The organism is Comamonas sp. AG1104 (assembly GCF_003350425.1).
GTDB lineage: Bacteria > Pseudomonadota > Gammaproteobacteria > Burkholderiales > Burkholderiaceae_C > Comamonas > Comamonas testosteroni.
On the sequence record NZ_QQAS01000001.1, the window covers coordinates 140561 to 166578 of the forward strand.

19 protein-coding genes are annotated in these 26018 nt (G+C 61.9%); 12 read left to right on the forward strand and 7 right to left on the reverse strand.

Translation table 11 applies throughout. The features are described 5' to 3' along the window. Window positions 1-85: 85 nt before the first annotated feature. Entirely contained in the window at window positions 86-898 is an 813-nt protein-coding gene (gene map / locus DFO48_RS00675; RefSeq protein WP_003080687.1) for a type I methionyl aminopeptidase, read from the reverse strand. A 179-nt stretch (window positions 899-1077) separates the two neighbouring features. Between map and purL the strand changes: the two genes are divergently transcribed. Beyond that, window positions 1078-5088, forward strand: coding sequence for a phosphoribosylformylglycinamidine synthase (gene purL, locus DFO48_RS00680; protein ID WP_114862236.1), 4011 nt, complete (start codon window positions 1078-1080; stop codon window positions 5086-5088). Between the two features lie 132 nt (window positions 5089-5220). Here purL and DFO48_RS00685 read toward each other — a convergent pair whose 3' ends face one another. Then, window positions 5221-5487 (reverse strand): hypothetical protein, encoded by a 267-nt coding sequence (locus DFO48_RS00685; protein ID WP_114862237.1) that lies wholly within the window; start codon window positions 5485-5487, stop codon window positions 5221-5223. Window positions 5488-5990: 503 nt separating this feature from the next. Between DFO48_RS00685 and DFO48_RS00690 the strand changes: the two genes are divergently transcribed. The 6 genes from DFO48_RS00690 (at window position 5991) to DFO48_RS00715 (ending at window position 15142) form a co-directional block, all read left to right on the forward strand. Further along, complete coding sequence (locus DFO48_RS00690; protein ID WP_114862238.1) at window positions 5991-6338, forward strand: helix-turn-helix domain-containing protein; 348 nt, start codon at window positions 5991-5993, stop codon at window positions 6336-6338. Window positions 6339-6928: 590 nt separating this feature from the next. After that, the gene (locus DFO48_RS00695; RefSeq protein ID WP_114862239.1) at window positions 6929-8308 is read left to right on the forward strand and encodes an SWIM zinc finger family protein; all 1380 of its coding nucleotides are present in this window, start codon (window positions 6929-6931) and stop codon (window positions 8306-8308) included. Then, window positions 8305-10062 carry a DUF5691 domain-containing protein gene (locus DFO48_RS00700; protein WP_114862240.1) on the forward strand — a complete coding sequence of 586 codons (1758 nt, stop codon included), beginning with the start codon at window positions 8305-8307 and terminating at the stop codon, window positions 10060-10062. Before DFO48_RS00695 ends, DFO48_RS00700 begins: the two co-directional genes overlap by 4 nt. 37 nt (window positions 10063-10099) lie before the next feature. Beyond that, window positions 10100-11182, forward strand: coding sequence for an AAA family ATPase (locus tag DFO48_RS00705; RefSeq protein ID WP_003069729.1), 1083 nt, complete (start codon window positions 10100-10102; stop codon window positions 11180-11182). Between the two features lie 178 nt (window positions 11183-11360). After that, on the forward strand, window positions 11361-13934 hold the full coding sequence (locus DFO48_RS00710; protein WP_114862241.1) for a DUF5682 family protein: 2574 nt from the start codon (window positions 11361-11363) through the stop codon (window positions 13932-13934). Window positions 13935-13936: 2 nt separating this feature from the next. Then, window positions 13937-15142: a VWA domain-containing protein gene (locus tag DFO48_RS00715; protein ID WP_003056497.1), complete on the forward strand. Its 1206-nt coding sequence runs from the start codon at window positions 13937-13939 to the stop codon at window positions 15140-15142. Between the two features lie 33 nt (window positions 15143-15175). On the opposite strand, the gene DFO48_RS00720 is transcribed toward DFO48_RS00715, so the two are convergent. After that, window positions 15176-15385 (reverse strand): hypothetical protein, encoded by a 210-nt coding sequence (locus tag DFO48_RS00720; protein WP_114862242.1) that lies wholly within the window; start codon window positions 15383-15385, stop codon window positions 15176-15178. A 142-nt stretch (window positions 15386-15527) separates the two neighbouring features. Between DFO48_RS00720 and DFO48_RS00725 the strand changes: the two genes are divergently transcribed. The 4 genes from DFO48_RS00725 (at window position 15528) to egtB (ending at window position 20094) form a co-directional block, all read left to right on the forward strand. Further along, window positions 15528-16547 carry a DUF808 domain-containing protein gene (locus DFO48_RS00725; RefSeq protein WP_114862243.1) on the forward strand — a complete coding sequence of 340 codons (1020 nt, stop codon included), beginning with the start codon at window positions 15528-15530 and terminating at the stop codon, window positions 16545-16547. 203 nt (window positions 16548-16750) lie between these two features. Continuing rightward, entirely contained in the window at window positions 16751-17365 is a 615-nt protein-coding gene (locus DFO48_RS00730) for an OmpW family protein (RefSeq protein WP_003080665.1), read from the forward strand. Window positions 17366-17723: 358 nt separating this feature from the next. Beyond that, window positions 17724-18779, forward strand: coding sequence for an L-histidine N(alpha)-methyltransferase (egtD, locus tag DFO48_RS00735; protein ID WP_370449541.1), 1056 nt, complete (start codon window positions 17724-17726; stop codon window positions 18777-18779). Continuing rightward, window positions 18766-20094, forward strand: a complete 1329-nt coding sequence (egtB, locus tag DFO48_RS00740) for an ergothioneine biosynthesis protein EgtB (protein WP_114862245.1) — start codon at window positions 18766-18768, stop codon at window positions 20092-20094. The genes egtD and egtB overlap by 14 nt, the downstream gene beginning before the upstream one ends. Window positions 20095-20121: 27 nt before the next feature. Here egtB and DFO48_RS00745 read toward each other — a convergent pair whose 3' ends face one another. Next, window positions 20122-21399: an O-acetylhomoserine aminocarboxypropyltransferase/cysteine synthase family protein gene (locus DFO48_RS00745; RefSeq protein WP_114862246.1), complete on the reverse strand. Its 1278-nt coding sequence runs from the start codon at window positions 21397-21399 to the stop codon at window positions 20122-20124. Between the two features lie 208 nt (window positions 21400-21607). On the opposite strand from DFO48_RS00745, the gene DFO48_RS00750 reads away from it, so the two are divergent. Further along, window positions 21608-22804, forward strand: a complete 1197-nt coding sequence (locus tag DFO48_RS00750; protein WP_114862247.1) for a diguanylate cyclase — start codon at window positions 21608-21610, stop codon at window positions 22802-22804. 72 nt (window positions 22805-22876) lie between these two features. Here the strand turns inward: DFO48_RS00750 and DFO48_RS00755 are convergent, their stop codons facing one another. The 3 genes from DFO48_RS00755 to DFO48_RS00765 all read right to left on the reverse strand — a co-directional run bounded on the left by DFO48_RS00755 (window position 22877) and on the right by DFO48_RS00765 (window position 25994). Then, window positions 22877-23521 carry a 3'-5' exonuclease gene (locus tag DFO48_RS00755; protein WP_034350006.1) on the reverse strand — a complete coding sequence of 215 codons (645 nt, stop codon included), beginning with the start codon at window positions 23519-23521 and terminating at the stop codon, window positions 22877-22879. 134 nt (window positions 23522-23655) lie between these two features. Next, window positions 23656-24438, reverse strand: coding sequence for an enoyl-CoA hydratase/isomerase family protein (locus DFO48_RS00760; protein ID WP_114862248.1), 783 nt, complete (start codon window positions 24436-24438; stop codon window positions 23656-23658). After that, window positions 24438-25994, reverse strand: a complete 1557-nt coding sequence (locus tag DFO48_RS00765; protein WP_114862249.1) for a long-chain fatty acid--CoA ligase — start codon at window positions 25992-25994, stop codon at window positions 24438-24440. The genes DFO48_RS00760 and DFO48_RS00765 overlap by 1 nt, the downstream gene beginning before the upstream one ends. Window positions 25995-26018: the final 24 nt, after the last annotated feature.

Below are 26018 nucleotides of genomic sequence, written 5' to 3' on the forward strand. Positions count from 1 at the left end.
GCTTGTAGTACAAGGTCTGCAAGCAAAAAATATGCCGCATCCGGCTTTGGCCGGTGCGGCATGCAGGTCAGCGGCGGCAGCGCGCTCAGGTGCGGATGGACGTGATGAAGTCAGGCGGAGTGGGTGAGCCCTCGGACCAGGTCAGCACGTCATAGCCGGTCTTGGTGACGGCCAGCATCAGCTCCCACTGGGCGGTCAGGCTGCGGTCCTTGGTGACGACGGTCCAGCCGTCGGGCATGGCCTTGATGTCGCGCTTGCCCAGATTCAGCATGGGTTCGATGGTGAAGACCATGCCTTCTTCCAGCACCACGCCTTCGCCGGGGCGGCCGTAGTGCAGCACCTGGGGTTCGTCGTGGAACACCTTGCCGATGCCGTGGCCGCAGTATTCGCGCACCACGGACAGGTTGTTGCTTTCCGCGTAGGTCTGGATGGCGTGGCCGATATCGCCCAGCGTGGCACCGGGCTTGACCTGGGCAATGCCCTTCCACATGGCTTCGAACGTGAGCCTGGACAGGCGCTTGGCCGCAATCGTGCCTTCGCCAATGATGAACATGCGGCTGTTGTCGCCGAACCAGCCGTCTTCGGTGATGATGGTCACGTCGACATTGACGATATCGCCCTTCTTCAAAGGCTTGTCGTTGGGGATGCCGTGGCACACCACATGGTTGACCGAGGTGCAGACATAGGCCGGGTAGGGCGTCATACCCGGAGGCTGATAGCCCAGGCAGGCCGTCTTGGTGCCTTGCTCGGCCATACGCTTGGCGCACAGATCGTCGATCTGCTGGGTGGTGATGCCGGGTTTGATGTGGGGGGTGATGTAGTCCAGCACATCCGAAGCAAAGCGGCCTGCAACGCGCATGCGCTCGATGTCTTCGGGGGTCTTCAGTGTGATGCTCATGGCCGCAATTATCCCATTGCGCGCTTGAACATGCAGGGCTTGTGGGTGTGAGCATTCGGACTAACCCCGAGGCACGGTAAAATCCGAGGCTCACCGAATTCAGCGCTTTGGCCAGGTCCTCTCAGGCAGGGGATTGACCAGGACGCTTTTCAACAGCCTTCACATAAACAGGCCGCCACGTGACATTGCATCTGACACAGTTTGAGGGTGGAAACGCCCTGAGCTCGTTCCGCGCCCAACAGCTTCTGACCGATCTGGTCGCCATCCACCCCAAGATCACCGGCGTATCTGCACGCTTTGTGCACCTGGTAGCCACCGAGGGCGCAGTTGCGTCCGCATTGCAAGAGCGCCTGTCGGCGCTCTTGACTTATGGTGACCCCTATACGGGCAATGCTGAAGGCCTGGCCTTCATCGTCACACCCCGCCTGGGCACCATCTCACCCTGGGCCTCCAAGGCCACCGATATCGCCCGTAACTGCGGCCTGAATGTGTTCCGTGTGGAACGCATGACCGAGTATCGCGTGGACATGAAGTCCGGCCTGCTGGGCGGTAAGCCCGAGCTGTCGACAGAGCAGACCGCTCAGGTCGCCGCTTTGCTGCACGACCGCATGACCGAGTCCGTGTTTGCGACACGCGCAGAGGCCGAGCAACTGTTCACCACCCTGGCGGCACAACCCATGGAGTTTGTGGATGTGCTGGGCGGCGGCCGCGCAGCGCTGGAAGCCGCAAACAAGCAATGGGGCCTGGCCCTGGCCGAAGACGAGATCGAATATCTGGTCAACGCTTTCAACGACCTCAAGCGCAATCCCACGGACGTGGAGCTGATGATGTTCGCGCAGGCCAACTCCGAGCACTGCCGCCACAAGATCTTCAACGCCAAGTTCACCATCGACGGCGTAGAGCAGGAAAAATCGCTGTTCGGCATGATCCGCAACACCGAAGCGGTCTCGCCCCAGCACACTGTGGTGGCCTATGCCGACAACGCTTCCATCATGGAAGGCCATGAGGTCGAGCGATTTGTCGCCAAGTTTGATGCCAAGGCAGATGCAATCAGCGCCCCCAGCTATCAGAAGCAGGCGGCTACCAACCATGTGCTGATGAAGGTGGAAACACATAACCACCCCACGGCGATTTCGCCCTTCCCCGGCGCATCGACCGGCAACGGCGGCGAAATCCGTGACGAAGGCGCAACCGGCCGTGGCTCCAAGCCCAAGGCTGGCCTGACTGGCTTCACCGTCTCCAAGCTCTGGGGCAGCGAAGTGGGCAAGCCCGAACATATCGCCAGCCCGCTGCAGATCATGATCGAAGGCCCTCTGGGCGGCGCGGCGTTCAACAACGAGTTCGGTCGTCCCAATCTGACCGGCTATTTCCGCGAATACGAGCTGCAGGTCGGCGACATCACCCGCGGCTACCACAAGCCCATCATGATCGCCGGCGGCCTGGGCGTGATCGATTCCGAGCTGACCAAGAAGATCGAGTTCCCGGCGGGCACGCTGCTGATCCAGCTGGGCGGCCCCGGCATGCGCATCGGCATGGGCGGCGGTGCGGCAAGCTCCATGGCTTCGGGCACCAATGCCGCGGAACTGGACTTTGACTCGGTGCAGCGTGGCAATCCCGAGATCGAGCGCCGTGCTCAGGAAGTCATCAACCATTGCTGGCAGCAGGGCGCTGGCAACCCCATCCTGGCCATCCACGACGTGGGTGCCGGTGGTATCTCCAATGCCTTCCCCGAGCTGACCAACGATGCCGGGCGCGGTGCACGCTTTGACCTGCGAGCCGTCAAGCTCGAAGAGTCCGGCCTGTCGCCCAAGGAAATCTGGTCCAACGAATCGCAGGAGCGTTACGTGCTGGCCATTGCTCCGGAATCGCTGGAGCAGTTCACGGCCTTCTGCGAACGCGAGCGCTGCCCGTTTGCCGTCATCGGCACGGCTACCGAAGAGCGCCAGCTGGTGCTGGAGGACACGGCGGTCGAGTCCGGCGACCAGAAGTTCCCCGTGGACATGCCCATGAACGTGCTGCTGGGCAAGCCACCCAAGGTGCACAAGGATGTGACCAGCGTGGAGCGCGAGCTGCCCGCCATGGACCTGACCGGTGTGCCGCTGGAAAAGGCCGTGATCGAAGTGCTGGCCCACCCCACGGTGGCTTCCAAGCGCTTCCTGATCACCATCGGCGACCGCGCCGTCGGTGGCCTGACCCATCGCGACCAGATGGTCGGTCCCTGGCAGGTGCCGGTGGCTGACGTGGCCGTGACCCTGGCCGACTACAAGGGCTTCAAGGGTGAAGCCATGGCCATGGGCGAGCGCACACCGCTGGCCGCCATCAACGCGCCCGCCTCGGGTCGCATGGCCGTGGCCGAAGCCATCACCAATATGCTGGCCGCCCCCATCGAGCTGTCCAAGGTGAAGATGTCGGCCAACTGGATGGCCGCCTGCGGCGAGGCCGGTGAAGACGCTGCGCTGTACGCCACCGTCAAGGCTGTGGGCATGGAGCTGTGCCCTGCGCTGAACATCTCGATTCCCGTGGGCAAGGACTCCCTGTCCATGCGCACGCAGTGGAGTGAGAACGGCCAGACAAAGAAGGTCACCTCGCCTGTGAGCCTGATCATCACCGGCTTTGCCGCCATCGACGATGTGCGCACCACGCTCACGCCCCAGCTCGACGCCGAGGTGGAAGACAGCACCCTGGTGCTGATCGACCTGGGCCGCGGCAAGATGCGCATGGGCGGCTCCATCATCGGTCAGGTGCTCAATCAGTCGGGCAACGAAGTGCCGGATCTGGATGAGCCCAAGGATCTGATCGCCATGGTGGATGCAGTGAATGCGCTGCGTGCCAAGGGACTGATCCTGGCCTACCACGACAAGGGCGACGGCGGCCTGCTGGCCACGGCCGCCGAAATGGCCTTTGCCGGCCATGTGGGCGTGGCCTTGAATGTGGACATGCTGATCACCGAAGGTGATGGCATCTCCGACAGCCGCATGGACAGCGGCGAAGGCAAGAACTGGGGCAAGCAGGTCTCCGGCCGTCGCGAAGACCTGACCTTGCGCGCGCTGTTCAACGAAGAACTGGGCGCCGTGCTGCAGATCAGGACCGAGGACCGTGCCGAAGTGCTGCAGGTGCTGCGCGAACATGGCCTGATCCAGTGCAGCCATGTCATCGGCAAGACCCGTCCTGCTTCGTCCCCTGTGGACGCCGGCAAGGGCGAGCTGCAGGTGTGGCGCGATGCGAACAAGGTATTCGGCGCAACCCTGTCCGATCTGCACCAGGTCTGGGATGCCGTGAGCTGGAAGATCACCCAGCAGCGCGACAACCCCGTGTGCGCCGACAGCGAGCATGCTGTGGCGGGCGAACCCACCGACCCCGGCATGCATGTGCATCTGACGTTCGATCCCAAGGAGAACGTGGCAGCGCCCTTCATCAACGTGGCTGCGAGGCCTCGCGTGGCGGTGCTGCGCGAGCAGGGCGTGAACTCCCATGTGGAAATGGCCTACGCCTTCACCGAAGCCGGCTTTGATGCGGTGGACGTGCACATGAGCGACCTGCAGTCCGGCCGTGCGCAGCTCAAGGACTTCGCCGGTGTGGTGGCCTGTGGCGGCTTCAGCTACGGCGACACCCTGGGTGCGGGCATTGGCTGGGCACGCTCCATCACCTTCAACGACCGTCTGTCCGAGCAGTTCCAGGCCTTCTTCGGTCGTACCGACACTTTCGGTCTGGGCGTTTGCAACGGCTGCCAGATGTTTGCCGAACTGGCCGACATCATCCCCGGTGCGCAGGACTGGCCGCGCTTCACGCAAAACCAGAGCAACCGCTTCGAGGCGCGTCTGAGCATGGTGGAAGTGCTGGAGTCGCCCAGCCTGTTCCTGCAAGGCATGGCCGGCTCCCGTCTGCCCATCGCCGTGGCGCATGGCGAGGGCTTTGCCAACTTCCAGTTCCGTGGCAATGCCCAGCAGGTGGTCAAGTCCATGCGCTATGTGGACAACCACGGCCAGCCTACCGAACAGTATCCGTTCAACCCCAATGGCTCGGCTGGTGGTTTGACAGCTGTGACCACGGCCGATGGGCGTTTCACCGCGATGATGCCTCACCCCGAGCGCGTGTTCCGCAATGTGCAGATGAGCTGGACTTCGGGCGATAAGTCTGAATTCAGTCCCTGGATGCGCGTCTGGCGCAACGCCCGCAAGTGGTTGGGTTGATCCCCTGGCACTGCTAGCGCAATCAAAAGGCTCTGCATTCTGCAGAGCCTTTTTTCATGGTTAATGGTCTGCACGGAGGCCGACTTCAAGGATCAGGTGAACTGCTTTCCGCGTCCTGTCGGAAGCGCAGGCCTAGATCGTCTCCAGTTGCTGCATCAGATGCTGGCGCATCAACTCGGCCATCTGCGCGGCTGGCTTCGCATCTACATGCCAGCGGCCATAGCTGGTAAGGATATCGAAGCCTCGCCGCATGTCCGGCACATGGTGACTCAACGCATAGCCGATCAACTGCGCTTCGAGGCAGGCAATCTGGGCCTGCGGCACGATTGCCGGCACCAACGAAGCTGCTGCCACAGAAGCCTTGCCATCGGCACGCTGATCGAAAATGTTCTGGCTCATGACTCAAAACTCCAGTCGGGCCTGATCTGCAGGTCCTGGCGTTAGTGTTGAATAGCGCATGCTTTCAGCTGCGCCGATTTGCCCGCGACAGTCATGCATGAATAGCTGATGCTTTGACAGCATCAAGTCGGTAAACGCCGGATTCAGACAAAGGCTGAAATTGTCGAGCGCTACAGAACACATTCGTAGAGTGCCTGTTGTCGTAGCAGGCAAGATCCGTTGCCAACACTGCACCGGCTGTTGATAGGACAGCAGCTATCTGGACTGTTCCGTGTCCATTGGGCGACCGTAGGCCTTGGCTCTCAAGTCATGTGCGGGCCTGTGCTTAGGGGTGTGGCTGCTTCATGTCAGAATCTATCGATTGATGTGAATAGGTGTAGTAGCTCTGTGCAAAGGGCTGCTGCTTTTTTGCCTCTAGTGCAGTGTTGTGAAGCGGCACTAGCTTGGCTTTGGTATGGCAATAGTACGCAAATGCGTATATTTGTCAATATTGAGTTACTCATATGGGTATTGGTGCGCGTTTGCGTGAGGAACGAGAACGCCTTGGCTTGAACCAGGAAGGGTTTGGCCAACTTGGCGGTGTGCGCAAGCAGGCGCAGCTGCTCTACGAGAAAGACGAACGAAAGCCGGATAGCGATTACCTTGTTGCGGTTGCCGCAGCAGGTGTTGATGTGCTGTTTGTGCTGACCGGCCGGCGCCAGTCAGATCTGCCTGCGGGGGACGCCAGCGAACAGCTTTTGCTGGAGAACTTTCGACGCTGTTCGTTGGTCGCCAGACAGAATCTCTTGCAGTCCTCTATTTTGTTGGCAGCAAGCTTGTCAGCCGAAGCATCGTCAGTGGCCAATTCTTAGACCCAGAACCGGCTTCCAAGGCTGTGACACTGGGCGTGTATGGCGACGCAAGTGTCCTGGTTGATTTGACCCAGAGCATTCAGACCCACGGTAGCAGTTTGACAGCCGGATAGGTAGCAAGGTTCAGTTGCGGGCAGCTTGCGCGGTATGAGCACCGAAGCCGGGCTGAGCCATTGGTAAGCAAAAGTAGCAGGGAGGTCGTGGCTTGGCTGCGGCGGAGTCGGCACTTGCATCTGCAGCAGCATCGGCAGACTGAATGATTGCCGGGAACAGCAGCGCCGTAGCTTGGCGAGGAAGTCGGTTGATGCATGTCACCTGGCTTCTCTGCGTTCTGATTTTTTGCACGTTTTCATCGGCACAGTGCCATGGCGATGATAGGCTGACGCATTACGCGCAACAGTTTGCGCGGTCGGTCAAACCACAGTTTTTGCCGCGCTGAATGCACTGTTTCAGCAAAGTGCGGACGAGGTTTTCCGAGGGTGGTCTTGCATTCGCCCTTGGTGCGTTAGCGCCTCGAACTATCAAGATATTGCGTCGATTCGGGACGGGAGACATTGGTGTCGCGTGTATTAGCAACGGAAGCGGAAGTTTTGGCGCTGTCGCCGGACGCTGCGTCGTCCAAGGCGGCCAAGGGACTGCAGTCCCTGAGCAAATGGCCGAACACAGGCAGCAATGATGCTGCGGTCTGGGGGGAATGCCAGGGCAGCGGCAGCAAGCCGTATCAGACTCAGGTCGATCTGAGCGGGCCGGCCTTCAAGTGCTCCTGCCCCAGCCGCAAGTTCCCCTGCAAACACGGGCTGGCGCTGATGCTGCTGCGTGCAGGTGGCCAGGTCCCAGAGGGCGGCGAGCCCCCGGAATGGGTCAGCAACTGGCTGGGTGGTCGTCTGCAAAAAGCCGAGCAGAAAGAGGCCAAGGCGGCCGCCATTGCCGCTGCGCCAGTTGCGGATCAGGAGGCTCTGGCAAGACAGCAGGCCAAGCGCGAGGACAAGCGTTGGGACAAGGTTGCTGGCGGCATGCAGGAGCTGTCGCTATGGATGCAGGACATGGTGCGCACCGGCCTGGCCAATCAGTCTGGCGACAGCCAGACGCGCCAGCACTGGAACACCATGGCTGCACGCATGGTGGATGCACAGGCCACGGGCATGGCCACGCGTATCAGGGAAGCCTGGGAGCTGGTGGACAGCCATCCGACCTGGCCGCGTGACCTGCTGGTGCAGCTTGGCCATTGGCAACTGCTGCTGGACGCGGTGCAGCGGCGTGACTCGCTGAGCCCGGAGGTGAAGGCTGACGTCATGGCTGCCCTGGGCTGGCCCATGGACAAGGCCGAAGTACAGGCCCGTGGTGAAACCATCAGCGACGATTGGCGGGTGCTGGGTCAGCGCCTGATCGAGCGCGAGGGTCGCCTGCTGGAGCGCCGCGTCTGGTTGCAGGGCCTCAATACCGGCCGCGCCGCCCTGATGCTGGACTATGCCCAGGGTGGTCGCGGGTTCGAGACTGCCTGGGTGAGCGGAGGCGCTCATCGCACAGCCTTGAGCTTCTACCCTGGCAGGGCCAGCCTGCGCGCGGTCGCGGTCAATGGGGTTGAAGCACTCGACAGCTGCGATGCCGTAGCCCTGACGGTCAAGGCTTTGGGTGAGCCGTTGCAGCAACTGGGCGAGCGCATTGCCGCCAATGCACTGCAGCCGGTGCAGCCGCTGTGGTGTGCGAATGCCCAGCTGCTGTATGTCGAGGGGCAATGGCTGGTGGGCTGGCCCACAGGACAGAGCCAGGCGGCGCCGGTGCCTGCGGTGATTGCCGATGACGAAGCCTGGCGGCTGCTGGCGCTGAGCGGCGGCACGCCTCTGGCCCTGTTTGGTGAGTGGGAGTGTGGGCCGCAACTGGGGCGCTGGCGCTTGCTCAGCGCCTGGCAGCAGGATGCTCACAGCCAGGCCTTATCCCCCATCTGGCAGAACCAAGGAGAGATGCGATGAGCAGCGCCAATTTGTGGGCTGCACTGCAGCAGTCCAGTCTGGTCGGCTCGGACAGGCTAGCCGTGCCTGCGGTGTTGACCGCGCAGGTCGATGCCGCAGCCAGCCCCGGTTTGCAAGCCATGCAAGCTGCCTGGCTGCAGCCGGCTGCATCAACGGCTGCACAGCTGCTCAGAGCCAGCGCTGTCGCAGCCGTCCTGGAGCGGGCGGGCTGGCAACCCGGTGCGCAGGTCAGGCTCGGCGCACCTTTGAGCTCTCCGGCATTGCCTGCCGACGAGTCTCGCCGTGCGCCCGAGGATGAGCGACTGCATGGCCTGATGCGTGATGTGCTGCAGCATGGGCCCGAGAACATGCTGGCTCCCATGTTCCATGCCCTCGATCAGGCTGGACAGCGCTTGCCTTATGCGCTCCTGGTCGAGGCTTTGAACGAAGGCCGCCGTTCGGTGGAGCTGCGTACTTGGCTGACGCCGGTGCTGGGCGAGCGAGGACGCTGGCTGGCAGGGCTCAACCCGCAATGGAGCTATGCCAGCGGCGTGCAGGAGACAGCCAATGCCGAACTGATCTGGCAGGAGGGCTCCATCGAGCAGCGCGTGGCGCTGCTGCACAGCGAGCGTGAGACGGATGCCGACCAGGCCCGCGCCAGACTGGAAGCCAGCTTGAAGGAGCTCAATGCCAAGGAGCGTGCGCCAATGGTGCTGGCCCTGGGCGTGGGGCTGTCGATGGCGGACGAGCCGCTGCTGGAAAAGCTGCTGACCGATCGTAGCAAGGAGGTGCGTGAGAACGCGGCCCGCCTGCTCTCGCGCCTGCCGCAAAGCGCGCACAGCTTGCGCATCATGGGCTGGCTGCAGTCCATGCTGAGCCGCAATGCCAAGGGCGAGTGGCAGATCGAGCCGCCCGAGGAGGGCAGCAAGGACTGGGAGCGCGACGGCATTGCGCTGCAGCCGCCCGCCTATATCAAAGGCGTAAAAGCCTGGTGGCTGCAGCAAATGGTGGAACTTGCGCCGATTGACTTCTGGCTGCAGAGCCTGGATATGACGCCCGAGCAGCTCTGGGACTGGAGCCGCCGTAGCGACTGGAAGACCGCTTTGCGCCAGGGCTGGCTGGCGGCACTGCGCGATCAGCCCGATGTGCGCTGGATTGCGCTGCTGCAGACCATGGAGCGCGATGCGCGGGCCGAAGCGCTGCTGCCAGTCCTGCTGGACCGGCTGAGCCAGCAGGAGCGCGAGGCGCTTTGGCAGGCGCAGCTGCAGCAGGTCAAGGGCAGCCTGGTGGACCGCATCAACACCATCGAGAGCAGCATGCCGGTGGTTGGCGTGTTTTCTCAATCCATGTCGGAGCAACTGATGGACGCTCTGGACAAGGCGCTGGGCGGCAAGCAGGCTACAGGCAGCTGGCATAGCTGGCAGGCCGACCAGGCCGTGCTGGCCTGCGCGCGCCGGCTGCATCCGGCCGTTCTGCCGCGCTTTGTGTGGCTCTGGCGTCAGCCTGCACAGGCTGAGGAACTTGCCGTGCCGCAGCAGCAGCCCGAGGCAGTAGCCCCGTCAGGGCTGGCCGGGCTCTGGCAAAAGTTGGTATCCAAGGTGGCCGATGCGACCGAAGAGGTCGCCGCAGTGGCTGCGCAAAGCAGTCTGACGCCCGAACAACAGGCGCGGCTGGAGCGCGCCCGCCTGCGCCCCTGGGATGACGAGCGCGTGCTCGAGCAACTCAACCGTATCACCGATCTGCGCATGGCCCTGCATGCAACGCTGAGCGCCTAAGCCTTCGAATTTTTCTGCATTCAACCCGAAAGTCATCATGAGCCAAGTACTACGTCAGCACGCCGAGGCGCAATTTGCCGAAGAACTCGATGCCCTGCAGAAGGTGGACGACCGTCCGCGCCCGCCCAACTGGAAGCTCTCGCCCTGGGCTGTGCTCCAGTACCTGATGGGCGGCAAGCTCAGCAACGGGTTTGAGCTCAGCCCCAAGTACATCGGCAATCCGCGCCTGATGGAGATTGCCGTGTCCACGCTGGCCACCGACCGTGCTTTGCTGCTGTACGGCGTGCCCGGCACGGCCAAGTCCTGGGTGTCCGAGCATCTGTCTGCGGCCGTGAGCGGCGATTCGACCATGCTGATCCAGGGTACGGCTGGCACCAGCGAGGAGCAGCTGCGCTATGGCTGGAACTACGCCCAGTTGCTGGCCCACGGCCCGTCCGAGAAAGCGCTGATTCCAAGCCCGCTGGTCAATGCCATGAAGCTGGGCAAGATCGCGCGCATCGAGGAGCTCACACGTATTCCCGCCGATGTGCAGGACACGCTGATCACCGTGCTGTCCGAAAAGACGCTGCCTGTGCCTGAGCTGTCCATGGAGTTCCAGGCCGTGCAGGGCTTTTCGGTCATTGCCACGGCGAATAACCGCGACAAAGGCGTCAACGAGTTGTCGAGCGCACTGAAGCGCCGCTTCAATACTGTGGTCCTGCCTGTGCCTGCCTCGCAGGACGAGGAGGTGCAGATCGTCACCAAGCGCGTGGCCGAGCAGGGGCGGGCGCTGCAGCTGCCAACCGAGCCGCCTGCGCTGCAGGAGGTGCGCCGTGTGGTGCAGATCTTCCGCGAGTTGCGCCACGGCCAGACCGAGGACGGCAAGACCGTGCGCGTGAAGTCGCCCAGCTCCACGCTGTCCACGGCAGAGGCCATCTCGGTCATCAACAGCGGCATGGCGCTGGCCGGCCATTTCGGCGATGGCGTGCTGCGCGCGGCCGATGTGGCCTCGGGCCTGCTGGGAGCCGTGATCAAGGACCCGGTGCAGGACACGGTGGTGTGGAAGGAATATCTTGAGACCGTGGTCAAGGAGCGTAGTGACTGGAAGGATCTGTACCGCGCCTGCCGCGAGCAACTGTGAGTTGTGCTGCAGTGAATGCAGCTCTTGATACGTCGTTGCATCACCTCGCCCTAGCCGCCCTAGCGTGGCTACTGTCTTCGGTGATGGCGCCTCGTCTCAACCGCCCATCTGTGATGGGCTGAGCTGTCTTCACTGCCAGAGACCTTGCTATCCCTTTCTTGAGCCGTCTGACAAGCCCATGGCCACTTCCGCTGATTCTGTTCATTTCTTTGGCATACGCCATCACGGCCCGGGCTGCGCTCGCAGTCTGCTGCAGGCGCTTGAGGTTTTGCAGCCCGATTGCCTGCTGGTGGAAGGTCCGCCCGAGGGGGAGGCGCTGCTGCCCATGCTGCAAAGTGCCGAGCTGCGCCCGCCCGTGGCCATGCTGGTCTATATGCAGGACGAGCCCAGCCAGGCCGCGTTCTATCCATTTGCCGAGTTTTCACCCGAATGGCAGGCATTGCAGTGGGCCAGTCGCCTGGGTGTTGCAACCCGCTTCATCGACCTGCCCCAGACCCATGGCATGGCCATCGAGTTTGCCCAACGCGAAGCGCTGAAGAAGGCAGCACAGGAGGCCGAGGATGCTGTACAGGCGGCGACGGTCCCGGACTCGGAGCAGGACGCACCGGATGTCGCGGAGGCCGCAACGCTGGCGGATATGCAGGATGGTGACGAGCATGAACCGCAGCTGGACCTCCCCGCACCGGCTCCTCAACACCTGCACCGCGATCCGCTGGACTGGCTGGCCCATGCCGCAGGCTTTGACGATGGCGAGAGTTGGTGGAACCGTCTGGTCGAGGAGCGAGGCGACAGCGAAGCACTGTTTGAAAGCATTGGAGAGGTGATGGCGGCAGCTCGCGAAGAACTGTCCAAGGACGGCGAGCATTGGCGCGGCGAGGAATACATGAAGCGCGAAGCACTGCGCGAAGCCCATATGCGCCAGTGCATTCGCGAGGCGATCAAAGCCGGTCACCAGCGCATTGCCGTGGTTTGTGGCGCCTGGCATGTGCCGGTGCTCAAGGCCAGCGTGACGGCCAAGGCCGACAGCGCCCTGCTCAAGGGCCTGCCCAAGGCCAAGGTAATGGCGACCTGGGCCCCCTGGACTTATCGAAACCTGGCCAGCAGCAGCGGCTATGGCGCGGGCGTGACTTCTCCGGGCTGGTACCAGCATCTGTGGCAGTGCTATCAGTCGTCCCCGGGTTTGGAGTTAAATCAGCCTCAAACGCTTGATGGTAAAGCGCAAACAGCTATCAAAAACGCGGTTTCTCCGGCCACGCTGCGTACAGCTGGCTGGCTCACGCGCGTGGCCCATCTGCTGCGCGACAAGGATCTTGACTGCTCCAGCGCCCACATCATCGAGGCCACGCGACTGTCCGAGAGTCTGGCGGCGCTGCGCGGCCAGCCCATGCCCGGCCTGGAGGAAATCAACGAGGCCATCGTCACCGTGATCTGCATGGGCGAGGACGCACCGCTCAGGTTGATCGATGAGGAACTGACCGTCGGTCATGTGCTGGGCCAGGTGCCTGCCGATGTTCCCCAGGTGCCGCTGCAGCGTGATATCGAGCAGCAGCAGAAGTCGCTGCGCCTCAAGCCCGAGGCGGCAAGCAAGCTGCTGGCGCTGGATTTGCGCAAGGACACGGATCTGGCACGCAGCCATTTTCTGCACCGTCTGCGCCTGCTCGGCATTGACTGGGGCGTGCGCGCCACCGATGCCCAGCGCAACCGGGGCACATTCCGCGAAAGCTGGCAGCTGCAGTGGGAGCCCGAGCTGGCGGTACGCATCATCGAGGCCAGCGTGCACGGCGCCACCGTGGCCCAGGCCGCCACGGCCAAGCTGCGCTCCAGCCTGACGCCCGAGACCTCGCTGCCCGAAATAGCGCAGGCCATCGACGATGCGTTGCTGGCCGATTTGCCGCAGCTGGTCGAAGCCCTGATCGCCACGCTGGCCCAGCGTGCAGCCACCACGGGCGATGTGGCCCAACTGCTGCAGGCCTTGCCACCGCTGGCCAATGTCTATCGCTACGGCAGCGTGCGCCAGACGGATACAGCCCTGCTGGCCGGCGTGATCGATTCGCTGGTGCTGCGCGCGGCCATCGGCCTGCCTGTCGCCTGCATGGCCATGGACGAGGATGCGGCGGCTTCCATGAAGACCAAGGTGCTGGCGGCGCACGAAGCCCTGCGTCTGCGCACCAGCGACGCAGAGGCGCAGCAGGCGGTGGATGCCTGGCGCCTGGCGCTGCGCAGCCTGGCCATGGGGGATGCCGCTGCGGCACTGCTGCGCGGCATGGCTTGCCGTTTGCTGCTGGACGAGCAGTTGCTGGAAAGCGCCGAGATCGTGCGCCAGTTCAACCGCAATCTTTCGCTGGGTGCGGCGCCCATGGATGTGGCGGCCTGGCTGGACGGTTTTCTGAACCGGCAGGCGCTGGTATTGCTGCATGACGAGTCCATCTGGGGTGCTGTCGATGCCTGGCTCAGCGGTCTGGGCGAGGTGCAGTTTGCACAGATTCTGCCGTTGGTGCGACGCAGCTTCTCGACCTTCAGCAATCACGAGCGGCAAAGCCTGGGTGACAAGGTCAAGCGAACTCCTGTGGGAGGCGCAGCGGCACCCGATCCTGCTGTGGGCGCTGCGGACGATGCTGCGCCCTGGGATGAGTCGCGTGCCTTGCTGGCCTTGCCCATGCTCAATGAGTTGCTGGGCTTGAATCTGCCTCAGGCGCTGATGGGACAAGCCCAAGCAGCTACCGATTTTGATGCGGCCGCGGCCAAGGTGTGACGATGAAGCAAACAGCAAATTTGGCGACCGAGCCGCAACAGGAGTCCGAAGAGCTGCAGCCCACCACGCGGCTGCAGCGCTGGCGCATGGTGCTGGGCAGCCCCGCTGATGCCAGTTGCGGCGGTGTGACGGGCCGCTTGCAGGAGATGGACCAGGCGCTGGCCGCCTTGTATGAGGAAGACAGCAAGCTGGCATCGCGCAAGGGCGGACGCGGCAACTCTTCGCCTTCGGTCTCGCGCTGGCTGGGCGATATCCGCAAGTACTTTCCGAGCCAGGTCGTGCAGGTCATGCAGCGCGATGCCATGGAGCGTCTGAATCTGCGCGAGCTGCTGCTGCAGCCCGAAATGCTGGAGAACGTGCAGCCCGATGTGCATCTGGTGGCGGACCTGATTTCGCTGGGCTCGGTGATTCCGCAGAACACCAAGGCCACGGCGCGGCTGGTGGTGCGCAAGGTGGTGGACGAGCTGATGAAAAAGCTCGAGGAGCCCATGCGCAGTGCCGTGGCCGGGGCACTGGACCGCAGCCAGCGCAACCGACGCCCGCGCCATGCAGAAATCGATTGGAATCGCACCATACGCGCCAACCTGCGCCATTGGCAGCCCGAATACAAGACCATTGTTCCAGAGACGCTGATTGGCTATGGACGCAAGGCGCGCCGCCCGCAGCGCGAGGTGATCCTGTGTATTGACCAGAGCGGCTCCATGGCTAACTCGGTGGTCTACTCCAGCATCTTCGGTGCTGTGATGGCCAGTCTGCCGGCCGTGGCCACCAAGCTGGTGGTGTTTGATACGGCCGTGGTCGACCTGACGGAAAAACTCGACGATCCCGTCGATGTGCTGTTTGGCGTGCAATTGGGCGGCGGCACCGATATTAACGGTGCGGTCGGCTATTGCCAGGGGCTGATCAGCGAGCCGCGCAACAGCATTCTGGTGCTAATCTCCGACCTCTACGAAGGCGGTGTGGAGTCGGGCCTGCTGCGCCGCGCCAACGAGCTGGTGGAAGCGGGCGTGCAGTTCATCACGCTGCTGGCGCTCAGCGACGAGGGAGCTCCTGCCTATGACGCGGAACTGGCGGCCAAGCTGGCGGCACTGGGCGTGCCCTCGTTTGCCTGCACCCCCGATGCCTTTCCGCAGCTCATGGCCGCGGCCATCCGCCGCGACGATGTGGCCGCCTGGGCGGCGACACAGGGCTTCAAGACCAGCAAATAAGAAGACTTCCCGACGAAGGCTGCTTGTTGGGGCTCAGTCCGGCAGATCGATACCAAGCCTGGCCAGCCTGGCGGCCATCACATCGCGGCGGCGCGCGGCCTTGGCTGCGGTTTCGCTGACCGTTGCAATGGTCTTGGGACCTTTGCCCGCTGCGGCCTTGACCAGTTCCGCCTTCTTGGCGGCCTCTGCGGCAAGTTTGCGGTAGCTGGCAATCAGTTCGGCATGAGCGATGGCTTGAGTCACAGGGTTTCCGTTCGATGAGGGTGCTCATTGTCGCTGCAAAGTCCGAGCCACGCCGATCGCACAGCTGATTGGAAATTTCCTGTCGCAGTCTCTGCATGGTTTGCAGGCATGATGGCGACTTTGTAAACCACCAGGAGAAGCGATGGCAGGTGCCGGCCTTTTGATGTTGCTAGACGATATTGCTAGCTTGCTGGACGACGTGGCCTTGATGACCAAGACTGCCGCAGGCAAGAGCACAGCGATTCTCGACGATGTGGCCACCCAGACCAAGGTGGCGGTGCAGAAGACGGCCGGCGTGCTGGGCGACGATCTGGCCCTCAACGCCGAGCAGGTCACGGGTGTCAAGGCCAACCGGGAACTGCCCGTGGTCTGGGCTGTGGCCAAGGGCTCGTTGATGAATAAGGCTATTTTGGTGCCCGCAGCGCTGTTGATCAGCGCATTTGTGCCCTGGCTGATCACGCCTTTGCTGATGGTGGGGGGCGCGTTTCTGTGCTTCGAAGGCGTGGAGAAGATCCTGGATCTGTTTCACAAGCACCAAAAGCATGATGCGCATGAGGCCGTGGTGGATGCCGAGGAGGCTGCCCATAAAGGTGTTGCACCGTCATCGGTGCGTGCCGCGCGTGAAAAGCAGATGGACCCGATGGAGTACGAAAAGCAGAAGGTCAAGGGTGCCGTGCGTACAGACTTTATTCTGTCGGCCGAAATCATGGCGATCGCGCTGGGTACGGTAGCCACCAAGCCCATCTGGGAGCAGGCTGCGGTGCTGATCGCCGTGGCTCTGGGCATCACCGTGTTCGTCTACGGACTGGTGGCCGGCATTGTGCGCATGGATGATGTGGGCGGCTGGCTGATGGCCAAGAGCAGCAGCGCTGCCAACGCCATGGGCCGTGGTCTGATTGCTTTTACCCCGTGGCTGATGCGCGGGCTGTCCATCGTGGGCACGGCTGCCATGTTCATGGTGGGCGGTAGCTTGCTGGTGCACGGCATAAAGCCTGTCGAACATTGGATAGAGCAGGTGATTGTGCCCACGGGCGGTATTGTTGCAGCGCTGGGGCCGGTGTTGGTGCATGTGCTGGTTGGGGCCGTCATTGGCGGTGCGGTTGTGGTGTGCATGGAGTTGTGGCACAAGCTGCGACCAGCCAGGTTGGCTCATCCGAGTTGACGACTACCATCACTGCTGACGCACATTTTTGCGCTTCATCAGTGTCTTGGGCGGACGTGGCCGATGGGCAACGTCCGCTTTTTTCTTTGCGGTGTTGGTGTGCGGGTTGACCTGGGACAAACCCGTGTGGCAGTGGCTTTGCTTCAATGGATGCCAAGGGATGCAAAGCATTGCACTCACCCAATTCATCAAGGAAAGAACCCATGAAAAAGACTCTGATCGCGATTGCTGCTGTTGCCAGCGCCCTGACGGCCGGTACCGCTTTTGCCCAATCTTCGTTTGACGGCTCCAGCCCTTGGCAAGTTCGCGTGCGCGCTCTGCATCTGGACAGCGACAACGGTGGCGCTGCCGGAGACGCAGGCGTGAGCATCAACAACAAGTGGATGCCTGAGCTGGACGTGTCCTACTTCTTCACGCCCAACATCGCGGCAGAGCTGGTGCTGACCTATCCTCAAAAGCATGATGTGCGCCTGAATGGCGGCAAGATCGGTTCGCTCAAGCATCTGCCCCCCACCTTGCTGGCGCAGTACCACTTCACCAACTTCGGGGCCTTCAAGCCCTATGTGGGGGCCGGCGTGAACTACACACGCTTCTCGAACGTGGACATCCTGGATGGTGCCGTGACCGTGAAGAAGAACAGCTTTGGCGGCGCGCTGCAGGTCGGCTTCGACTATGCGCTGGACAAGAACTGGTCGCTGAACTTCGACATCAAGAAGGTTTATCTGGGTACCAAGGTCACAGGTGCAGGCGTGTTTGAAAACACCAAGTTCAAGGTTGACCCATGGTTGGTGGGTGTGGGCGTGGGCTATCGCTTCTGATAGCTTCACGGCAAAGAGTGTTCTTGTCTGCGGCCTTCTTCCCGCAGGCGAGGCACGCACCGCAGGCTCTGTGGTGCATCGGAGTCAGAAGGTCGGCATGGCCTGATGATTTCGGAGGCTAGGGTGTATGTTTAGATCGGTATTCCGCCTGCGCGGGGTACCGATTTTTTTTGCTGATTTCTTTGACCAGTATTGACTTTGTCAGCATTGCTGCATGCGCATGCAGTAAAAGGATCGCTGGCTTCAGTCCTACTTCTGCCGATTGCCGGCCGCGCTAGGCTGAGGGTCTAAAGCAGGCTTGGCAGTGATGGCGCGGGCAATGGCTGCATCGCGCGATCGGCTCATCAGGAGGATCAGCATGCGCGCGACACCGGACAGGCAGGCAGCATCGATAGAGTTTGCATCACGCGCAGGGCGCATTCCATTGCCTCTGGCGTCCTCGTTGAGACCTCCACCGCTTCAGGGCGAGAGTAGCCCCTTCATGGACGCGTATACCTCCCCGACGCATCTGCGCTATGAACTGGCGCAGGGGCTGATGCAGCGGCAGGCGCAGATTTCCCCCAAGTTCCTATATGACGCGCATGGCTGCGACCTGTTTGAGCAGATAACCGAGCTGCCCGAGTACTACCCCACAAGAACCGAGGCTGCCATCATGGCCCGCTACGACCTGGAGATCGCCCGGGCCATGGCGGGTTGCCAGGTGTTGATAGAGCTGGGAGCGGGCAATTGCGAAAAAGTGCGACGCCTGTGCCGCAGCGTGGGGCCGCAGCAGTTTCTGGGAGTGGATATTGCGGTCGAGTTTCTGCAGGCCGCTGTGGCCAGGCTGGAGCATGACTTCCCGCGACTTACGGCTCGTGCAGTTGCGGCGGATTTCACGGGAGACTGGCATTTGCCGTCAGGCGTGCCACAGACGCGGCGTGAGCTGTTCTATCCAGGCTCCTCGATCGGCAACTTCGATACGCGACAGGCTTTGCATATGCTCAGACATATGCATTCACTTCTGGGTGGCGACGGCGGGCTGCTGATTGGCATTGATCTGCCCAAGCCGGTACCGGTTCTGATAGCCGCTTACGACGATGAGCAGGGCGTCACAGCCGAATTCAATCTCAATGTGCTCAATCATGTGAACCGTCTGCTTGGCAGTGATTTCAATCTTCAGGACTGGGCGCATGAGGCGCGCTTCGACAGCCGGACATCGCGGATAGAGATGCATTTGCGCGCCCGTCGCCCCGTCATGGTGTGCTGGCCTCAGGGCCTGCGCTATTTTTCTCAGGGCGAGACCATTCATACGGAGAACAGCTACAAATACCCGCTGCCCGATTTCCTCTCCATGCTGGCTTGCGCGGGATTTGCCGAACCCAGGGTCTGGACCGATGAGCAGCAATGGTTTGCCGTCATTCATGCCCATGCCTGAAACCATGGCGCGGCCATTTTTCATGGCACCTGCTGCCAGGGACTGGATAGTGCTGGCGCAGGAGTTCGAGCGGGTGAGGGCCTGCACACAAAAGCTGGCTGCCCCCTTGTCTGCAGAAGACGCCTGCGTGCAATCCATGCCGGACGCCAGTCCTGCCAAATGGCATCTGGCCCATACCAGCTGGTTCTTCGAAACCTTTGTACTGGCCGTGCACCAGCCAGGGCATCAGGCTTTTGACGGCAGCTTTCGCATGCTGTTCAACTCCTATTACCAGCAGGTGGGTGCACGCCATCCCAGAGCCCAGCGGGGGTTGCTGACCAGACCGGCTCTGGCGCAGATCATGGCCTATCGCGCTGCGGTGGATGAGCAAATGCTGGCGCTGATGGCCGATATGAAAGAGAAAAGCCCGACGACGCAGCAGGCCGTTGCTCAGCTCGTCGCATTGGGCTTGCAGCACGAGCAGCAGCATCAGGAGTTGATGCTCACCGATATCAAGCATTTGCTTTCTTGTCACCCGCTCTGGCCTGCTTATGCGTCAGATGGGGTAGCAGAGGAGAATTTCGTGCAGGCCTATGCTGATCTCACATGGCTGCCACTTGAGGCGGGCATCTACAGCATAGGTCATGGCGGCGGCAGCTTTGCGTTTGACAATGAAATGCCCAGGCACAGCGTCTATGTGCAAGCTGCGCAGATTGCATCGAGGCCCGTGAACAATGGCGAGTTTCTGCGCTTTGTGCTGGATGGCGGCTACAGTCAGCCGCAATGGTGGCTGGCCGAAGGCTGGGACTGGTGCCAGGCCCAGCAACTGAGCCACCCCTGGTACTGGAGGCAAGCTGAAGATGGTGCGGGAGATGCGGGCTGGCAGGAGTTCAGCCTGTATGGCGTGACGGCTCTGCGTGCGCTGAGGCCTGCCTGCCATATCTCCTATTTCGAGGCTGATGCCTATGCGCGCTGGGCCGGTGCGCGCTTGCCGACGGAGATGGAGTGGGAGGTGGCAATGGGTGCGCATGACTGGCCTGTGTCCTCGTCAGTGGGTCATGTCAGCCTGCATCCTGAAGTCTCAGGCGCTCATCATGGAGTGGCAACTGGCCAGGTCTGGGAGTGGACGCATTCGTCCTATGCCGCCTACCCGGGCTTTCGCGTGGCCGAGGGTGCCGTGGGTGAGTACAACGGCAAGTTCATGGTCAATCAGTATGTGCTGCGCGGAGGCTCCTGTCTCACGCCTGCCGGCCATGCGCGGCTGACTTATCGCAACTTCTTTCCCGCAACGGCTCGCTGGCAGATGACGGGGCTGCGCCTGGCGCGCGATGCCTGAAGTCGCGCGCCGGGATCCCAGTCCGCTTCAGACCTGCTCCAGCGCCTGGTTCAGATCGGCCAGCAGATCGTCAATATGTTCGATGCCCACGGACAGGCGCACCATGCCTTCGGTGACGCCGGCCTTGGCCAGCTCGTCGGCGTCCAATTGGCGATGCGTGGTGGAGGCAGGGTGGGTGGCCAGCGACTTGGCATCGCCGATATTGACCAGGCGGGTGAATAGCTGCAAGGCGTCCAGGAAGCGTGCACCGGCCGCACGGCCTTCGCTGCCTATGAGGCTGAAGGAGAGAATGCCGGAGGCGCGGCCGCCAGACTGCTTTTGCACGATGGCGTGGTCGGGGTGGTCCTTGAGTCCGGCATAGCGCACCCACTCCACTTTGGGGTGTTTTTGCAGGGTTTCGGCAATCTTCTGCGTGTTTTCGCAGATGCGGTCCATACGCAGGGCCAGCGTTTCGATGCCTTGCAGAATCTGGAAGGCGTTCTGAGGTGAGATGGCAGCGCCCATGTTGCGCAGCGGCACGACGCGGGCGCGGCCTATGAATGCGGCCGCGCCAAGGGCCTCGGTATAGACAACGCCGTGGTAGCTGACGTCGGGTTCGTTCAGGCGCTTGAAGCGGGCCTTGTGCTCCGCCCAGGGGAACTTGCCGCTGTCCACGATCGCCCCGCCAACGCTGGTGCCGTGGCCGCCCAGGTATTTGGTCAGCGAATGCACGACGATGTCTGCGCCATGCTCGAAGGGGCGCAGCAGATAGGGAGAGGGCACGGTGTTGTCAACGATCAGCGGCACGCCATGCTGGTGGGCCACATCGGCCAGCGCACGGATATCGGTCACATTGCCCAGCGGGTTGCCGATGGACTCAATGAATACTGCCTTGGTCCTGGCGTCGATCAGCTTGCCGAAGCTGGCCGGATCGCGTGGATCGGCAAAGCGCACCTCGATGCCTTGCTGCGGGAAGGTGTGGGCAAACAGGTTGTATGTGCCCCCATACAGCGTGCTGGCAGACACGATGTTGTCGCCCGCTTCAGCCAGAGTCTGGATGGCGGCAGTGATGGCAGCCATGCCCGATGCCAAGGCCAGTGCGGCAATGCCGCCTTCGAGCGCTGCGACGCGCTTTTCCAGCACGTCGGTGGTGGGGTTCATGATGCGCGTGTAGATATTGCCCGGGACCTTCAGATCAAACAGATCGGCGCCATGCTGGGCGCTGTCAAACGCGTAGGCCACCGTCTGATAGATGGGCACGGCCACAGCCTTGGTGGTGGGGTCTGGTGAATAGCCGGCATGTACGGCGAGTGTCTCTATGCGCATGTGTGTGTCTCTTTGGCAAGTTATTCGAACGCCACAGCCAGAGCTTTGGCGTCATTGATTATGGGCAGGACGCTGACTCAGGCGAACGACCTAATGGCTATGTGCTTATGCCAGAGTGAAAGCGAGCGCTGTACTGGAATATTGGAGATACTTCTCGCCGGAGAATGGATGACGTTGAATTCACAGTTTCCTGCGCGGAGAACCTAAATTGGGCCAGCCTGCAGATTTGTACTTTGCCTTGATTGCGCCGGCTTGCGTGGTGTTGTTCGGGTTTGCCTTGTTGGCTTGCTGGTATGTGCAGCGCCGACAGCCGCGCGCGCTGTTTCTGCTCTGGCTGGTGGGCGGTTATGTGCTGCTCGCGACGGCTCTGGCCGCGCAAAGCCTGATGAGCAATGCCCAGCTGAGCCATTTCGCCCTGATGACGGCATGCCTGTATTTGCTGGGAACCTGGTCACTGGCGCAGGGCATGTCCTTGCGGCTGGGGTCGGAAGGGGCAAGCGTGCCCGGCGGCCTGTTGATCGTGGTCGTCACCCTGTCCCTGCTGTTCTATTTTTCCCGGGTCGAGAACAATTTATGGATCCGAGTGCAGTGCCTGGCTCTGGCCATGGCCTTGCAGCTGACCCTGGCCATGCCGGCATTTCTCAAGGCCGATTCGTCAAAGGACTGGCTTGAGCGTGGTGTGCGCTGGGCCTATGGGCTCAACGTCTGCAATGCCTTGTTCCGGCCGGCGGCCGTCAGTCTGTTGCCTGTGCATGAAGTGCAGGAGCTGACCCGGTCCGGATACTGGCTGCTCACCCAGGCCATAGCGCTTCTGTTTGCAATGTGGTTTGCCGTAGGACTGCTGGCCTGTTCGGTCAGGGATGTGATGACGACATTGCGCGAAGAGCGCAACCGGGACTCTTTGACGCGCCTGCTCAATCGTCGCGCCTTCATGGAGGCCGCAGAGTTGCGCTTGGCCGATCAGCGGCTGGTGCCCTGGGCCGTGGTCGCCGTGGACATCGATCATTTCAAGTACATCAACGACAACTGGGGCCATGCGGCCGGCGATCAGGTGCTGCAGCAGCTGGCACAGCTGCTGACTCAGCAGGTCAGAGACTGTGACCTGGTTGCTCGCTTCGGCGGAGAGGAGTTCGTCTTGCTGCTCTCGCGAGTACAGCTGTTCGAAGCGCAAGCCGTTGTGGAGCGTGTGCGTGAGCGCTTGCAAAGTCAGGTACTCGGAGGATTGGCTGCACAACTCAGAGTGACAGCCAGTTTTGGCATTGCTGCACTCAGCTCCGCGCAGGATTTCGAGCAGGCACTGGCTCGGGCCGATGCGCTGCTCTACAAGGCCAAGAAGGCGGGGCGAAATTGTGTCATGAGCTCTGCGCAAGACGAGAGCGAGCTGCAATGGAAAATGTTTGCCTGAATCCCGCTATCAGATGCAGAGCCCATGGCGCTTTGCGGTTTGGGTTCTTTTTGCGATTTGAGGATTGAACGTTCACGACCTCGGACCCCTGGGGCCGCGTCGGGGAAGGACGGGTATTGTGCTTTCCCAGGCGGGCAGGTGGGCGTAGATGACGACTGGAGCATGGGCGTCATTAGCGGCATAGCGTCGCTGGGCGGGACTGAGTTCCGTGGCAGCCCAGTTGGAGGTGGTGGTGCGCTTGGACTTGCGAAAGCTCTGCTGGAGTACCAGTGCTGCGGCGGCACGCACACCCACCGATGGGCCATAGCCGAGCCTCTTGAAGCGGCTGTCCAGATCCTGAATATTGATCAGTGGTGCCCCCAGCCTGCGGGGCAGGGAGTGCTTATCGTTATCGAGCCCGAAGCCGACCTTGCAGATATGTTCTGCAGCCAGCACCATGCGCGACACTTCCAGAGCCATGGGCCTGTGCAGCTGCAGCAGCCAGACCTGGCTGGCCGTGGCGAGCTGCACCAGATGAGGTCCGTTGTCCTGCTGGCCGATATTGAAGATGGGTTTGCTTTCCGTGTCAAAGCCGAGCACCGGCTCTGCATTCATGGCCTTGAAGGCGGCTTCAAATTCGGCTTCGGACTGCGGAAGGTGGATTGCATGTTCGGGCAATTCCAGAAACGGAGGGAGCAGGGCACTTTCGTCCTTGCTGGGAGCAATCAATCGGGGCATGGGGGTGATTACACAACAGCTTCGTGCTTATCCCCAGAACATGTGGTCTGGCCTGTGGGTAAATATCGGAATAAATGCGCAAAGCCTTGACTGGCAAGGCTTTGCATGCTTCGCCTAAAAAACAGGCAATCGATTCAGCGACGCTGGAATACGGGCTTGCGCTTTTGCAAAAAGGCAGTCACTCCTTCGAGGCTGTTGCCGGAGAGGGCGCAGGCCAGCATGGCTTCGCGCTCGGCACCCAGTTGCAGCTGAAGGTCCTGCCGATGTGCCGAGTCACAGAGGTTTTTGATGCCCGCCAGGGAGTTGGTGGGGCCGCCGGCAAGCTCCTCGGCCAGCGCGGTTGCCGCAGTGAGCAGCTGTTCGGGCTCGTGCAGCTCGTCGACCAGGCCCATGCGCAGACAGTCCTCGGCCGCGATGGCGCGGTTGCTCATCAGAATGTATTTGGCCCTGGCAGCGCCAGCACGCCGGGTGAGATAGGCTGATACACCCAGATCCGGGCTCAGACCGATGGCCGAATAGCCTCCGCGCAAGAACATGTGACGGCTGGCCAGTACCAGGTCCGCACACAGTGCGAGCCCGATGCCGCCACCTCCGACAGGGCCCTGCACGGCACTGATGACTGGCAGCGGCAAGCTGGCCAACTGATGCATGACCGGATTGAGCACATCCAGCATGGCGCCGATCAGCGGTGCCAGCCGCTCGCGATGCTCACCAAACTCGCTGATGTCTCCTCCGACGCAGAATTGTTTGCCGCTTGCGGAAATGAGCAGGGCACCGATGTCTGCGTTGCAGGCCCGCTCTACCACCGTCTTCAGGTCGTGAGCCATGGCCGTGCTGATCACGTTGCCCCGCTCGGGCTGGTTCAGAACCACATGACCTACGCCGTTGCGAACTTCCCAGAGAACCAGATCAGACATCAGGCGACCTTTCTTTCATGATGGGCCCAGAACGGGGCCCGCAAGCTGGTCTTGAGGATCTTGCCTGCTCCGGATAGCGGCATGGCCTCGACAAAAGAAACATCACGGGGACATTTGTAGCCGGCGATGCGTTCCTTGCAGAAATGGATCAGTTCCTGGGCTTCCAGGCTCTGTCCGGGCTTAAGCACGATGAAGACATGGACCTGCTCGCCCCAATGCTCATGGGGAATGCCTATGACAGCGCATGAGGCCACAGCAGGATGGGTGGCAATAACGCTCTCCACCTCAATGCTGTAGACGTTCTCGCCACCGGTTACGATCATGTCCTTGATGCGGTCCACGACAAAGACGTAGCCTTCGTCGTCCATGCGACCGCCGTCGCCCGTATGCATCCAGCCATCGCGGATGGCAGCTTCGGTTTCGGCAGGCTTGTTCCAGTAGCCCAGCATCACGCCAGGGCCCCGAACCACGATTTCTCCTACCTCGCCGCGCGGCACCTCCCGCCCCTCGGGATCGACGATACGCACCTCGGTGCAGGCCGTGGCGCGTCCGGCGCTGCGGTGACGCCCCCTGGCCCGGCCTGGTTCGCGGTGCATCTCGGGGGAAAGAATGGTGGCAATGGGGGATACCTCCGTCATACCATAGGCCTGTATAAAGCCCACATCGGGGATGGTCCGCATGGCGCGGTCCAGCAGCCCCTCGGAAATGGGAGAGGCTCCATAAGCCATCTGACGCAGCGAACTCAGATCGTATTTGTGCACATCGGGGTGGTCTACCAGCATCTGGATCATGGTGGGCACCAGCAGCGTATCGGTCACGCCGGTGCTGGCAATGGCCTGCAGCACCGCGATGGGGTCGAAGCGCGGCACCATGACATGGCAGCCGCCTGCGGCAAACAGGGCATTCATGAACGCACCGTCAGCCAGGTGGAACATGGGGGCTGCGTGCAGACCAATGCTGCCTGCGCGCACGATCTGTGACGACAGGCCCGAAATGGCATTGGTATAGAGATTGCGGTGGCAGAGCATGACCCCTTTGGGGGAACCCGTGGTGCCGCCGGTATAGAAGACGCCGGCCAGGTCGTCGCCGCTGCGCATGGCGTCTTCAACCGGGCTGCTGTCTGCCACCAGCGCTTCGTAGGAAAGCATGTTCTGCGGGGCAGGGCCATTGCCCAGGTGTATCAGCGTCTGCAGAGAGCGAGACAGCTTGAGTATCTCGGGCATCAACGGCGCGAAGCTGTCATCCACCAGCAGAATGCAGGTGTCGCAATCGTCGAGGGAATAGGCGATTTCGTTGGCGCTCCAGCGGATATTGATGGGGTTGACGGCCACGCCTGCCCAGTAGCAGGCCATGTAGTACTCCAGATACCAGTCGGAGTTGAGGCTCAGAATTCCCACCCGGTCACCTGCCTGGGCACCCAGCGCCTGCAGTGCGCCGGCGAAGCGGGCGACCCGCTCTCCCAGTTGCGCAAAACTGCGTTTGCGACCGTTGTAGATACTGGCTGTGGCATGGGGCGTCTGCTGCACGGCGCGACGCAAGCTTTGCGTGAGATACATGGCTGGCCTTTCTTGAAACAGAGA